The sequence below is a fragment of the Hungatella effluvii genome (assembly GCF_003201875.1).
In the GTDB taxonomy this organism is placed as follows: Bacteria; Bacillota; Clostridia; order Lachnospirales; family Lachnospiraceae; genus Hungatella; species Hungatella effluvii.
Genome location: NZ_QJKD01000006.1, coordinates 318,303 through 331,798 on the forward strand (window position 1 = coordinate 318,303; position 13,496 = coordinate 331,798).

13 protein-coding genes and 4 tRNA genes are annotated in these 13,496 nt (G+C 51.4%); 4 read left to right on the forward strand and 13 right to left on the reverse strand.

Annotated features, from left to right (window positions below):
- Positions 1 to 36 precede the first annotated feature (36 nt).
- Positions 37 to 2,274: a DNA gyrase/topoisomerase IV subunit A gene (locus tag DFR60_RS13865; RefSeq protein WP_110323406.1), complete on the reverse strand. Its 2,238-nt coding sequence runs from the start codon at positions 2,272 to 2,274 to the stop codon at positions 37 to 39.
- Positions 2,275 to 2,285: 11 nt separating this feature from the next.
- On the reverse strand, positions 2,286 to 4,205 hold the full coding sequence (locus DFR60_RS13870; RefSeq protein WP_110323407.1) for a DNA gyrase/topoisomerase IV subunit B: 1,920 nt from the start codon (positions 4,203 to 4,205) through the stop codon (positions 2,286 to 2,288).
- A 147-nt stretch (positions 4,206 to 4,352) separates the two neighbouring features.
- Between DFR60_RS13870 and DFR60_RS13875 the strand changes: the two genes are divergently transcribed.
- Positions 4,353 to 4,423, forward strand: a tRNA-Gly gene (locus DFR60_RS13875).
- 109 nt (positions 4,424 to 4,532) lie between these two features.
- Here the strand turns inward: DFR60_RS13875 and DFR60_RS13880 are convergent.
- Positions 4,533 to 5,165: a hypothetical protein gene (locus DFR60_RS13880; protein ID WP_146218601.1), complete on the reverse strand. Its 633-nt coding sequence runs from the start codon at positions 5,163 to 5,165 to the stop codon at positions 4,533 to 4,535.
- A gap of 61 nt (positions 5,166 to 5,226) precedes the next feature.
- Positions 5,227 to 5,299, reverse strand: a tRNA-Thr gene (locus DFR60_RS13885).
- 202 nt (positions 5,300 to 5,501) lie between these two features.
- Here DFR60_RS13885 and DFR60_RS13890 point away from each other — a divergent pair.
- Both DFR60_RS13890 and DFR60_RS30415 read left to right on the forward strand, forming a co-directional pair.
- Complete coding sequence (locus DFR60_RS13890) at positions 5,502 to 5,780, forward strand: acylphosphatase (protein ID WP_110323409.1); 279 nt, start codon at positions 5,502 to 5,504, stop codon at positions 5,778 to 5,780.
- A 67-nt stretch (positions 5,781 to 5,847) separates the two neighbouring features.
- Positions 5,848 to 6,015 carry a hypothetical protein gene (locus DFR60_RS30415; protein ID WP_167437595.1) on the forward strand — a complete coding sequence of 56 codons (168 nt, stop codon included), beginning with the start codon at positions 5,848 to 5,850 and terminating at the stop codon, positions 6,013 to 6,015.
- 7 nt (positions 6,016 to 6,022) lie between these two features.
- On the opposite strand, the gene DFR60_RS13895 is transcribed toward DFR60_RS30415, so the two are convergent.
- From DFR60_RS13895 to DFR60_RS13935, 9 genes are all read right to left on the reverse strand, one after another.
- The gene (locus DFR60_RS13895) at positions 6,023 to 6,439 is read right to left on the reverse strand and encodes a bacteriohemerythrin (protein ID WP_110323410.1); all 417 of its coding nucleotides are present in this window, start codon (positions 6,437 to 6,439) and stop codon (positions 6,023 to 6,025) included.
- Positions 6,440 to 6,520: 81 nt separating this feature from the next.
- A complete protein-coding gene (locus DFR60_RS13900; RefSeq protein WP_002604289.1) occupies positions 6,521 to 6,838 on the reverse strand; it encodes a hypothetical protein in 318 nt (105 codons plus the stop codon).
- Positions 6,839 to 6,850: 12 nt separating this feature from the next.
- On the reverse strand, positions 6,851 to 8,128 hold the full coding sequence (locus tag DFR60_RS13905) for a Y-family DNA polymerase (RefSeq protein ID WP_110323411.1): 1,278 nt from the start codon (positions 8,126 to 8,128) through the stop codon (positions 6,851 to 6,853).
- Between the two features lie 90 nt (positions 8,129 to 8,218).
- Positions 8,219 to 9,106 carry an N-acetylmuramoyl-L-alanine amidase family protein gene (locus DFR60_RS13910; RefSeq protein ID WP_110323412.1) on the reverse strand — a complete coding sequence of 296 codons (888 nt, stop codon included), beginning with the start codon at positions 9,104 to 9,106 and terminating at the stop codon, positions 8,219 to 8,221.
- A gap of 136 nt (positions 9,107 to 9,242) precedes the next feature.
- Positions 9,243 to 9,314, reverse strand: a tRNA-Glu gene (locus tag DFR60_RS13915).
- A gap of 26 nt (positions 9,315 to 9,340) precedes the next feature.
- Positions 9,341 to 9,414: transfer RNA gene (locus DFR60_RS13920), tRNA-Pro, on the reverse strand.
- A gap of 85 nt (positions 9,415 to 9,499) precedes the next feature.
- Complete coding sequence (locus DFR60_RS13925) at positions 9,500 to 9,694, reverse strand: heavy-metal-associated domain-containing protein (protein ID WP_002604292.1); 195 nt, start codon at positions 9,692 to 9,694, stop codon at positions 9,500 to 9,502.
- 43 nt (positions 9,695 to 9,737) lie between these two features.
- Positions 9,738 to 10,043, reverse strand: coding sequence for a metal-sensing transcriptional repressor (locus DFR60_RS13930; RefSeq protein WP_055652616.1), 306 nt, complete (start codon positions 10,041 to 10,043; stop codon positions 9,738 to 9,740).
- Between the two features lie 24 nt (positions 10,044 to 10,067).
- A complete protein-coding gene (locus DFR60_RS13935) occupies positions 10,068 to 12,326 on the reverse strand; it encodes a heavy metal translocating P-type ATPase (protein WP_110323413.1) in 2,259 nt (752 codons plus the stop codon).
- A gap of 243 nt (positions 12,327 to 12,569) precedes the next feature.
- Here DFR60_RS13935 and DFR60_RS13940 point away from each other — a divergent pair, with 243 nt between their 5' ends.
- Positions 12,570 to 13,463 carry a S66 peptidase family protein gene (locus tag DFR60_RS13940; protein WP_110323414.1) on the forward strand — a complete coding sequence of 298 codons (894 nt, stop codon included), beginning with the start codon at positions 12,570 to 12,572 and terminating at the stop codon, positions 13,461 to 13,463.
- The last annotated feature ends 33 nt before the right edge of the window (positions 13,464 to 13,496 follow it).

Consider the following 13,496-nt stretch of genomic DNA (forward strand, 5'->3'; position numbering starts at 1 on the left):
CGTGATTCCTTTCCCGTGGCTGCCGCAGGCTCTTTCTTATGAAAGACGGACCTTGCTGCCCTTTCCGTCACGCTTTCCGATCTTTAAGCGGTTCAAATGAACTTCCTTCTTCTTGTATTCGATCACCGGATCCTCTCCCAGTAAGTAGACCGTCTCCAGTTCCTCTCCCTGGGCCAGCTTAATGCCCCGCACGCCTCTGGAATTCTTCTTCATCTCTGGAATCTCTTCCAGTGCAAACCGCAGGAACACGCCGCTTGAGGTCTGAAGCACCACCTCGGTCTCCGCCCGGAGAACTAAAATCGATACCACATCGTCGCCTTCTAAAAGCTTGGTAGCGGCTACGGTCCTGTTGTTTGTCTCGAATTCCTCTCCCGGCACTCTCTTCACGAGCGCCTGCTTCGTGGCGAAGAGGAAGCGGCTGCCCTTCATGGATTCCGCGCTGCAGAGATAGATAATCTGCTCTTTTGTGCCGTCGTACTTGCTTAAGTTGTCGATCGGCGTGCCCTTGTCCCTCAGCTTTCCGTAAGGGATATCGGCTGCCTTCACCTGATGTAAGTTGCCGGTATTGGTGAATATACAAATCTTGTCTGTATTGAAGCACGATACCACGTGAACGTTCTCCGTCTCGATGGTCTCTCTGTTGCGGTCGTATGTGGACTTGTCCAGCAGCTTGCAGTAGCCGAACCGGTCCATGACGAACACCACCTCCGAGACGGCCACGGCTGTCTCATCGTAAACAGCTTCTTTTCCATCCTCGATGAGCGTGCGGCGCGGTGTGGCAAATTCCTCTTTGATGGCCTCTAAGTCCTTCTTGATCACGACGTCCATATTGGCCCGGCTCTCCAGAATATGCTGGTACTCGGCGATCTTCGCCATAGTCTCCTTATACTCCTTCTCCAGGGCCAGAATCTCCAGACCGATCAGCTTATATAAACGCATCTCTAAAATGGCGCTGGCCTGCTTCTCCGTAAAATGAAGCTTCTCCGCATCCTTTTCAAATCCGGCTGTCCGGAATTTGATGTTGGAGATATCTCCTGTCATCAGGCAGGCCTTGGCATCCTTTAAGCTCTTGGAGCCTCTCAGCACGGCGATAATCAGATCGATGATATCGCAGGCCTTGATTAAGCCTTCCTTGATCTCCTTTTTCTCCAGTTCCTTCTCCAGCAGCGCCTGGTATTTGCGCGTTGCGTTGTGATACTGGAAGTCCAGGTAATTTTTGAGGATTCCCTTTAAATTCAGGGTCTCCGGCCGGCCGCCGGCGATGGCGAGCATGTTGACGCCGTACGTATCCTCCAGCTTCGTCTTCTTATAGAGGATATTGCGGATCTTTTCCACATCGGCATCTTTTTTCAGCTCCAGCACGATGCGGATGCCGTCCTTGTTGGACTGATTGGAAATGTCCACTACATCGGTCAGCTTCTTTGATTCCACCAGTTCCGCCACATCCACAAGGAACTTGTTGATGCCCGCGCCGATCATGGTATACGGAATCTCCGTAATGACCATCTTGTCCTTGTCGGCCTTCCGTTTTCCCAGTTCGATATCGATCTTTCCGCGAAGCTTGATCTTTCCGCTTCCCGTCTCATATATCTCTGCGAGACCGCTCTTATTGGCGATGATGCCGCCGGTTGGAAAATCCGGACCCGGCATGTATTCCATCAGTTCCCTTGTTGTTATCTCAGGATTGTCGATGTAGGCTCTGACGACATCGATGACTTCCCCCAGGTTATGAGGCGGAATGCTGGTACTCATACCGACCGCGATTCCCTCCGCGCCGTTAATCAGAAGATTCGGCACACGGACCGGAAGCACCTCCGGCTCCTTTTCCGTCTCGTCGTAGTTGGGGATAAATTCAACCGTCTTATCCAGATCCTTCAAATAGACTTCCTCTGCAAACTTCTCCAGCCTGGCCTCCGTGTAACGCATGGCAGCCGCGCCGTCGCCCTCAATGGAACCGAAGTTGCCGTGTCCGTTTACAAGGGGCATTCCCTTCTTGAATACCTGGGACATCACGACCAGGGTTTCATAGATGGAGCTGTCGCCGTGGGGATGGTACTTACCCATGGTATCGCCCACGATACGCGCCGACTTTCTGTGCGGCTTATCGTGGTTTAAGCGAAGTTCACTCATATCATATAATACACGCCGCTGTACCGGCTTTAATCCGTCTCTCGCATCCGGGATTGCCCTGGCAGTGATAACGCTCATGGAATAGTTCATGTAGCTCTTCTGCATTTCCTCGGAATATTCTGTTTTTACAATCTTCTCAGCCATGTTCCCTCTCCTTACGCATCAATCTCTGCTTCATCCGCATGCTCGTAAATAAACCGGCGCCGCGGCGGAACTTCGCTGCCCATCAGCATCTCCGTGATTTCGGAGGCCATGCGGGCATCCTCGATCTCCACCTGCTTCAGCACCCGGTGATCCGGGTCTAACGTGGTTTCCCAGAGCTGCTGCGCGTCCATCTCACCTAGACCTTTGTAGCGCTGCAGCGTAAAATCACCGGTGTGTGTCTTCCGGTAGCGCTCCAGCTCTTTCTCATCGTAAAGGTACTGTTCCTCGCCGCGCTTCGGAATCACCTTAAAGAGGGGCGGCATGGCGATAAACACATGGCCGTCATAGATCAGTTCCGGCATGAAACGGTAGAGGAACGTCAGAAGCAGGGTGTCGATATGGCTTCCATCCACATCGGCATCCGTCATCAGTACGATCTTATTGTAACGAAGCCTGGATATATCGAAATCGTTGCCATAGCCCTCCGAAAAGCCGCATCCGAAGGCGTTGATCATCGTCTTGATCTCGGCGTTGGCCAGTACCTTGTCCATGGAAGCCTTCTCCACATTGAGAATCTTTCCGCGGATTGGCAGAATGGCCTGGTACATCCTGTTTCGCGCAGTTTTGGCAGAACCGCCGGCGGAATCTCCCTCGACGATGAAGATCTCGCATTTCTCCGCGTCACGGCTCTCACAGTTGGCCAGCTTTCCATTGCTGTCAAAGGAGAATTTCGATTTGGACAGCATGTTCGTCTTGGCCTTTTCTTCCGCCTTCCTGATCTTCGCCGACTTTTCCGCACAGGAAATAACCGCCTTCAGAATCTCTAAATTTCGGTCGAAATAGCGCTGCAGTTCGTCTCCCGTCACCGTAAAGACTGCCTTTGTGGCATCTGCGCTGGCCAGCTTGGTTTTCGTCTGTCCCTCAAAAATGGGATCCGGATGTTTCACCGCCACCACAGCCGTCATGCCGTTTCTCGTATCAGCGCCGGTAAAGTTGGTATCCTTCTCCTTTAAAATCCCGAGTTCCTTTGCATAGCTGTTGATCATCTGCGTAAAACGGGTCTTAAAGCCGGCCAGATGCGTGCCGCCCTCCTGGGTGAAAATATTATTACAGAAGCCCAGAATGTTCTCCTCAAATGTATCCACGAACTGGAAGGCTACCTCCACCTCCACCCGGTCAATAGTGCCTTTATAATAGATCGGATCGTGAACCGGAGCCTTTCCGGAGTTCAGTTCCTTTACGTAAGAGATGATTCCCTCCGGCTCATGGAACAGGACGGTCTCCTCCTCCCCCGCTCTCTTATTCTGATATGTGATCTGAAGGTTGGGATTTAAGTAGGCCGTCTCGTGAAGACGGCTCTTCAGCCAGTCTGCCTTAAAACGGGTCTTTTCAAATATCTCTCCGTCCGGCAGGAAGTTGATCTCGGTTCCCGTCTCCTTCGTCCTTCCCAGCGTAGGAAGCAGGCCATCCACCAGTTCCACCGTCGGAATGCCCCGCTCATATGCGTCATAATGAATCTGACCGTTCTTATATACCTTTACGCTCATCCGCTCCGAAAGAGCGTTTACAACAGAAGAGCCGACTCCGTGAAGTCCGCCGCTTGTCTTATACGCATCATTATCAAATTTGCCGCCCGCATGAAGGGTGGATAATACGATTCGTTCCGCGGACATGCCCTTCTTATGCATCTCCACCGGAATTCCTCTTCCCGCGTCTTTCACGGTGCAGGAACCATCCGCTTCCAGAGTAACCCATATCTGATTACAGAAGCCGGCCAGATGCTCGTCCACCGCGTTGTCCACGATCTCATAGATCAGATGGTTAAGCCCCTTCGTGCCGACACTGCCTATATACATACCCGGACGTTTCCGGACCGCTTCCAACCCTTCCAGTACGGTAATACTGTCCGCATTATACTGTGTTTTCGCCATGATACTCCTCCACATCTTGTATTGTCTTTTGCTATTATACAATGAAATTCCTGCACTTGGCAAGTTTTTAACACATTTTTTCAAAAAAGTATTGAAATTTATACCAGAGTCGTGCTATAATATATGACGTGTCAGTAAACTGGCTAAGCAGATATAGTTCATTGGTAGAACATCAGCTTCCCAAGCTGAGGAGGCGGGTTCGATTCCCGTTATCTGCTTTTTTTATTGCAAAAATATTGATTTATAGATTTGGCAGGAAATTTCCACTGCAAAAGAGGGTGTGTTTCACACCCTCTTTGCTTATACATCTCTGGAATCTTTCCTTCGTTACTCTTCGCTGCTCCAGTCCACATCGTATTCCTTTTCCAGCGAAAAACTGCTTAACATAAGGTCCGCAGGGTCAAATGACATGAAATATTCATAGTCTTCCCCCTTCTGCAGCCACATATAGTCATCGCCGGTGAAGTCCGGAAACATCTCTCCAGCCTTCTCCCGGGACATCTCACTGACAGGCACACCGTGAAAGGTGATCCTCTTCAGTTCGCTCTCTTCGCCGCTGACCAGGCTGAATTCCAGACGGGCGATCACTGCGTCTCCCATACGAACGGCCTTTTCATCTGTAACCAGGGAAATATGGGCGAAGATGGAATCCGTAACCCAGATCGATCCGCCGGTGTAGTAAGCATTAGGCTCCAGCTCGGCCTCTGGGTCGATCTCATACTGATTGATCTGTTTGTCCTCCGTCATCTCAGACACTGTAACATTCATTCCCTGATCCAAAAGTGTCTGTACCGTGGTCTCGCCGACCAGAATCTCTTTCCCGTCTATCGCAACCGGGTACAGCACCTGGGCCGGTTCCGCCGACGTGGCCTCCTCTTTTCCGCTCTTCCCGGAACAGCCGGATAACAGCGCCGCTGCCGCAAGCAGAATCATACCTGTTTTTAAAACTCTTTTCATCACTCGCATCCCTCTTCTTTTGAAATAATATAAAAACCCCTGATAAAATCAGGGGTTTTCAGTCAGCTCCCGGCCGGACTTGAACCGGCGACCCACGCATTACGAATGCGTTGCGCTACCAACTGCGCTACGGAAGCAGCTTTGTTTGTCAGACTTAACTGTCGGACCTTAGATAGTATATCAGCAAAGGGGAAAAAAATCAACCCTTTTTTTGAAAAAATTGTAAATAGCGAGAACTGTTACAATTGATGTATTAGTTGCAAAAATTAGGGTGAAAAGTTATAATGAATAACAGTAGAAACGTCCCCAAATAACTGGCATTGGATAAAAGGTGATCAGATGAAGGAAAAAGAACCCGTCAGAAAACACATTCTGGTAAGCGGCCGGGTCCAGGGCGTCGGCTTCCGCTACAGTACCTATTATCTCGCCCAGAATCTTGGTCTGACCGGCTGGGTTCAGAACCTGGATGACGGCCGTGTCGAGATGGAGCTTCAGGGTGATGAAGCAGACATGAACAAGCTTTTCCGAAGGCTGGAGCAAAACAGTTTTATTGATATTACGGACTGTGTGGTAAAGCAGATTCCAACGGAACGGGAAAGCAGCTTTCACGTGAGGTAGTTTCCATATTTTTCCAGCTTCACCTCTCCCATAAAGTTGTATAGTTACCTTATGGGGGTGAATTGAAATGCATAAAAAAGGAGAAAAGGAACTGGCAGATTTATTCGACCGCGCCGCTGAAAGCGACGATCCCGTACCACCAGCACCGGACAATGAATTTCAGACGATTTTGGCTGAGATGAAACGCCGGGGAATTGAGCCCCGGATTCGTAAGGAGCTGAAGGAAAAGAAATAGGCGGTCTTTACAGACCGTCTGTTTCTTTTTCCCCGTATCCCGCCACCTCTTTATCCCAGGTCATAATGTGGTTCTGGAGCCACTCCTCCACGTTCTTTCTCACGGCCTCCACGAACGCCTCGCTCGGTCCTTCCTCTTCCTCCAGCATGATCCGCAGTTCCTCCACGGCCCGCTTAAACTTCTCATGCTCCCGGCGGTGGGCCGAAAGCTTCGGATACCCGTTCTTTTTCTGGAGCGCTTCCTCCTCGGAAAAATGGTAATCCGTATAATCCAGCAAAAAATCGAGCGTTCCCACTGCGGTTCTCTTTTCTGTTCCCGGAACGCACTCCTCCGCCAGTTTATTCACCCGGCTGATCAGTTCTCTGTGCTGCGTGTCGATCAACTCATTCCCCGTCACCAGACTCCTGTCAAATGTAATGCTCATTCTTTCATTCCTCCTTTTATCATCTTTACTCGTATCATCTTTACCCGTCTGCGCCTCAAGCACGCTTTCCAGGTGCTCCGTCTATTCCGGAAGCACCATGACCCATCTTCCCTCTTCCGGATAAAAAATCAGTTTAAACTCCTGGGTCAGCCCGCCGATCACCGCCCGGCAGGCGTATTCCATGGAAGGTATTCCGGAATAATACTTTTCTTCTCCAAAACGGACTGCCACATGGTTTACGGTCTGCATCATCCCATCGTCCCCTTCGAACTTAAAGGACAGGGGCTGGATCGCTCCGGTACTGGTAAACCACGCCTTGCACGCGATTTTGATCTGTCTGCCAGCCAGAAGCCCGCTGTCCGCTCTTTCCGCATTTGTCCCTATTCCGAACGCCGACATGTCACCACTCCTTTAAAAAACTTCCTGTCTGCTGTAATCCACCGTGCGCTTCTCCCTTGCGATTCCGCCGCCCATGTGATCATGTACGGCGGCTCCCTCCGGATGCTCCGGGAGAAACGCTGCGCGTTTTACAGCATCGTTGCCGAACCGCCTCCGGATTTCATCGACTGCCTTATCCATTCTCTCCAGCTTTTCGTAATCCATGCGGTCGAAGAGCCCAATCTGTCTGGATTCCTCTGAGGAGACGTGACTTGTATGGATGCCCAGATGGCGGACCGGCGTCTTATCCCACGCCTCGTCAAAGGCCCGGCATGCCGCCTCATACAGTTCCCTCGTGATGTTGGTCGGGGTTTCCAGCGAAATCTGATGAGAATGGTATTCGAACAGATAATCCCGGATTCCCACTGCCACCACGCCGATCTTAACGCCATCCTTCCTGAGTCTGGCCCCCAGTGTCTCCGCCAGGGACAAAAGGACCAGTTTTGCCGTTTCCGCGTCACAGACATCAAAGGCCACTGTGGTGGAATTGCCGTATCCCTTATTGGGCGGAGCCTCCGCCTCCACTGCAGATAGATCGACGCCGTTGGCAAAGCCCCAGATCACCTCTCCCTGTTTTCCCAGGTGACGCCTTAAAATATCCGGATCGCTCTGTGCCAGCTCACCGATCGTGGTGATTCCGATCCCCTTGAGCTTCCGGTAGGTCGCACGCCCGATGAAGAAAAGCTCCGACACGGGAAGCGGCCACATCTTCACCGGAATCTGCTCCTTCCACAGCGTGTGGACCCGGTTCGGCTTCTTAAAATCAGAGGCCATCTTTGCCAGAAGCTTATTCTGCGCCACGCCGATGTTCACCGTAAAACCCAGTTCCTGTAAGATCCTCTCCCTTATCGTCTCCGCGGCCACCTCCGGCGGTCCAAACAGCGCCGTACTCTCTGTCATATCCATATAAGCCTCGTCGATGCTGTACTGTTCCACCAGCGGCGTATACTCCTTTAAGAGACGGATCAGCGCATCACTGGATCTCTGATAGAGATTATAGTTAGGCGGAACCAATACCAGCTCCGGGCACTTTTTCAAAGCAGAAAACACAGTCTCTCCCGTCTTAATCCCACATGCCCTGGCAGGAATGGACTTTGCCAGAATAATCCCGTGACGCCTCGTCACATCGCCTCCCACCGCAGAGGAAACCGTCCTCAAATCCAGGCGGCCGCCCAAATGCTTCATCCGGTAGACCGCTTCCCAGGAAAGAAACGCCGAATTCACATCCACATGAAATATGGTGCGTTCCATCAATCATCACCTCAATACTATTGTATCGAATATACGTTCGATTGTAAATGGAAAGTAAAGGAAGCTGTCACAGCTTCCCCTACCGTCGTCCTATTCTTTTAAAGCGCCTTTTTCATCGGTTTTCAAATGCAGCTCCCCTTCGAACATGGCGCCGTCTTTCTTTGCCCGGTAAAGCTCTCCCTTCCAGATGATCCACTGGTCTCTGGCCATGGCACCGTCGGTCTTTAAATAATACCAGCCCCCGTCAGAGCCGGTCTTCCAGGTATCGTGCACCATCATGCCCGCGCCGTCAAACCAGTACCACTGATCGCCATCCTCGTACCAGTCATCGGCCACATAGTTTCCTGAATCTCCGAGATAGAACCGCCACCCGCCGTCCTCCTCCAGCCATCCGGATTTCTTTTCCTGCACGGTGATTCCGTAATACAGGGCGATGGCATCGGCTTCCGCCCTGGCCAAACGGTCCAGATTTGATTCTTTTAAGAGCCATGCGGCTATCTGCGCGTTGGTATGAAAGGAGTGCTCCAGGATGAGCCCTGGAGTCCCCACGGAGGCCGCGCCCCGGAGCACGCCGTAATAATCCCCGTTCTGTCCTCTTCTGTGCTCAATTCTGGCAGGCTGCTTCGTCTTCATCACCTTTTCCACACACTGCGCGAGGGCCATTCCGATCCCATCCGCGCTTCCGTTAATGACGCAGTAGGCGGCCGGATAGTCCACCTGATTGTTCACACCGGTTCCCACCGCGTTGGAATGGTCGGACAGGAACAAATCGCATCCTTTCGACTCCGCGCCTCTGGCGAAAAGACCCTTGTCCTCATCCTCCCGGCGCCTCGTGGTGATCACTTCGATTCCATACTCCTCCAAATACTTTTTCTGCAGAAGGTGCAGTTTCCATACCATGACAGACTCATAATACCGATGGTCTGCCGGGCTCTGGTTATACCGGCCCTGATGTCCCGCATCCAAACATATCTTCATATCGCTGCTGACTCCTTTTTAAGCTTATACTACAGGATATGAAGCTTTGGGACAGGTGTTGCATCAGGCTCCCGCGCCCATAATTTTGTGTAATAACGAAAAAAGCTTCCGGATTTATTTTCCGAAAGCTTTTTTATGACCTATCCGAGAATCGAACTCGGGTTTCCGCCGTGAGAGGGCGGCGTCTTGACCGCTTGACCAATAGGCCACGTATCGAATGTTAACCAAAAATCGTCGAGGCGACAAGATTCGAACTTGCGACCTCTGCGTCCCGAACGCAGCGCTCTACCAAACTGAGCCACGCCTCGATACCTTTGGTAGTATAATATAAAAATGATGGATTGTCAACTATATTTTGGAATTTTTTTAATTTTTTAAAATATAAGAAAAATTCTACTGCTGTTCCACCGCCGTAAAGCCCAAATCATCGAGAATTTCCACCGCTTTCCCGTAGTCCTTCTCTTCCTCGATCACCACAGTCTTAGTCTCTAAATCCACTTTGTGGCCGATTCCCTCATGATCCAGCCCTTTGTTGATTCTTGATACACATCCGTTACACATCATTTCATCACAGCGATAAGTCTTCATAATCTTTATCTCCTTTTCTTTTTCATAAATTGCGGTTGGTCAATCACTTCATAACCTTCTGTATCGTCATACACAGCTCATCAACCGCTTCTAAATTGCCGTCCTGAATCTGCTCCACGACACAGCTCTTGATATGGCTCGACAGCAGCACCTTATTAAAGCTGTTAAGTGCCGCCTGAACCGCGGATACCTGCGTTAAGATGTCCACACAGTACCGCTCATCTTCCACCATGCTCTTGATGCCGCGGATCTGGCCTTCGATCCGGTTTAAGCGGTTCAGTAAGTCCTTTTCCTCCGCGGCCTGACGATGCTTGTGCTTCACCGCACAGTCGCATGTGCGTTCCTCCATATCATACCTCCATTCCTTATGCCTCTACAACTTTACTGTCTTTAAGCGAAGCGCGTTGCTCACCACGCAGACCGAACTGAGTGACATGGCAAATCCGGCAAACATCGGATTTAACAGCGGGCCTCCAAATAAGTATAACACACCTGCGGCTACAGGGATACCCAGACTGTTATAGAAAAATGCCCAGAATAAATTCTGTTTGATGTTCCGAATCGTGAGACGGCTTAATTTTACCGCCTTATAGACGTCGCGCAGATCGGATTTCATGAGAACGATATCGCCGGATTCCAAAGCGATGTCGCTTCCTGAACCGATGGCGGTTCCCACATCCGCAGATACAAGCGCCGGAGCGTCATTGATTCCGTCTCCAACCATCATGACGGTCTTTCCCTGCTTCTGCAGAGACTCTACTACATTGGCCTTGTCTTCCGGCAGAACCTCCGCGATTACCGTGTCGATATGAGCCTGTTTTCCAATGTAATCCGCAGTCTTCTGATTGTCTCCCGTCAGCATGCAGACCGTGATTCCCAGACTCTTTAACTGATCCACCGCCTCCACGCTGGTTTCCTTAATGGTATCCGCTACACAGATTATGCCTTTTAATATTCCATCCACCATCAGATACATCGGCGTCTTGCCCTGATTCGCCATCTGGTGGGCCTGCTCTCTCACAGGATCGCCCATGGACACCTTCATCTGTTCCACAAGTCGTTCATTGCCTACGGCTACCTGGCTTGTTCCCATGGAAGCGATGATTCCCGCTCCCGTCACACTCTCGAACTTCTCCGGCATGACAAGCTCCAGCCCCTGTTCCCTGGCCTTTAATACAATGGCCTGCCCCAGCGGATGCTCCGACATCTGTTCACAGCCGGCCGCCAGCTTAAGAAGTCCGTCGGAGGTCTCCGTCTGATCCAGAACCACGATATCCGTGACCTTTGGCTTTCCTTCCGTAATCGTACCTGTCTTATCAAACACAACCGTGTCTATCTTATGAGCGGTCTCCAGCGCCTCACCGCTCTTGATCAGGATTCCATGGCTGGCTCCCAGACCGGTTCCGACCATGATCGCCGTCGGCGTCGCCAGTCCCAGCGCACACGGGCAGGCGATAACCAGAACCGCCACAAAGATGGTCAGGACAAAAGACAGCTCCTTACCGCCAAACAGCCACCAGAGGAGCGCCGCAACCAGTGCGATTCCCATAACCGTCGGAACGAAGTATCCCGCAACCTTGTCTGCCAGTTTGGAGATAGGCGCCTTTTTCCCCTGCGCGTCCTCGATCATCTTAATGATCTTGGAAAGCGTGGTATCCCCGCCTGTATGGGTAACCTCCATCTCCATGGCCCCGTTGTAATTCATGCTGCCGCCGATCAGAGTGTCGCCCTCCTGCTTCTCCACAGGGATGCTCTCTCCTGTCAGCATGGACTCATCCACGCTGCTGCTGCCGCCCGCCACGATACCGTCCAGGGGTATCCTGCTGCCCGGCTTGATGAGGACATGCTGTCCCACTCTCACACTGGCCGTCTCCACTTCCCGTTCCGTACCATCCTCATAGAGAATCGCGGTATCCGGGGCCAGCTCCATCAGCTTTCTGATCGCCTCAGAGGTCTTGCCCTTGCTTCTGCTCTCCATGTATTTGCCCAGCATGACGAGAGTGACGACCACGGCCGCTGACTCGTAATAGAGATGATGGGCGTTCATCGGATTCACCGGTATCGTAACTGTCATACAGAGACTGTAGATAAACGCACTGCCGGTGCCGATCGCCACCAGGGAATCCATGTTCGGATTGCCCTTAAACAGCGCCCTTAAACCTACCAGGTAAAACTTCCTTCCCGCAATAAGCACCGGAACCGTGAGTACCAGCTGTGCCAGCGCATAGTTGAAAGGATTGGCTTCCATATGGAGGAAATGCGGAAGCGGCAGTTCAAACGGGAGCATATGCCCCATGGAAATGTACAGAAGCGGAACCGCAAAACAGATGGCCACGATCAGCCGTCTCTTCATCGTGTCGCGCTGCTGCTCCTGCTTCCCCCAGTTTTCCTCCTCCTGGGCCTTTACATCTTTCTCCTCCGCCAGAGGGCAGGCGCCGAATCCGGCCTTCTCCACCTTCCCCATAATCATCTCCGGAGTGACTTTCGTCTCGTCGTAGGTGATGGTCATCTTGTTCGTCGTCAGATTCACGTCACTCGACTCCACACCTTCCAGTTTTCTCGTGACCCGTTCCACCGCACTGCTGCAGGCTGCACAGGACATGCCTTCAATATCGTAAACTTCAGTTCTCATAAGATCATCCTTTCTCATATACCCCTATAGGGTATATTCATTATAGTATGATTTCTTATCCCTGTCAATGGTATCTGTCAATATTATTTCTCAATAAAGAAAAATCTTGCTGGAAATCTTCGGAAATAAAAAAGCAGATTCCGCGGCGCTTCTTGAAGAAGCCGCAGGTTCATGGTAGAATTAGACAGTCTTGTTTCAGCAAAAGCGTTACAAAACAAACAAATGAGAAAGCAGGTATTGATTATGTGGGCAAATCCATTGAATCCGGGAGATACCATCGGCATTATTTCCCCCAGCCATACCGTCACTCCGGACGACTACGCGAAAATCATCTCCGGGATCGAAGCGAAAGGCTTTCGGGTGAAAACGGGGAGCCGCTTATACCGGCATACGTACGGCTACGCGGCAAGCGAGACGGAGCGCGCCGATGATCTCAATGAGATGGTTTCCGATAAAGACGTCAAACTGGTTTTATTCGGCGGCGGATACGGCAGTATTGAACTGCTGCCCTATATCGACTATGAAGCGATCAGGAGGAATCCAAAGCTGTTTTCCAGTCACAGCGACGGTACCTCTATTCTCAATGCGATTTACACGAAAACGGGCCTGGTCACGTATTACGGTCTGCCGCCCAGGCTATTCGAGGATATCGACGCCTACGCCTATGAACAATTTTCCTCCCATCTGGTTCGCCGGGATGCCGTTCATTTCGTCAGCAACAGCACCTGGTATTCCCTGAAAGACGGCATCTGCAGCGGCACCTTAATCGGCGGCTATACCCTGAATTTTGCCCTGTCTCTGCACAGCGGCTATCTGGAGACAGAAAAAGACCGGAAGTATATCCTGTTTCTGGAGGATCACGAGAAATTTAGTTCCGTCGCTGCAGTGAGCATGTATCTGTCCCATATTGAGCAGAGTTCCTTCATAAATCAGGTATCGGGACTGCTGTTCGGCAACTATTCAGACACCTTATCGCAGCAGCTGCTTGGCAGGCTGGAACGTTTCGGCCAGAAACACAGCATCCCGGTCGCGTACTGCGATGATTTCGGCCACGGAAAAAATCACGCCATCCTGCCAGTTGGCTGCCGCGCTGTGTTGGATACGAAAAATAAGACACTGCGGTTTCTCCCTTCATAATTGGCAGCAAAAAGGCAGGTCTGCACAGGACCT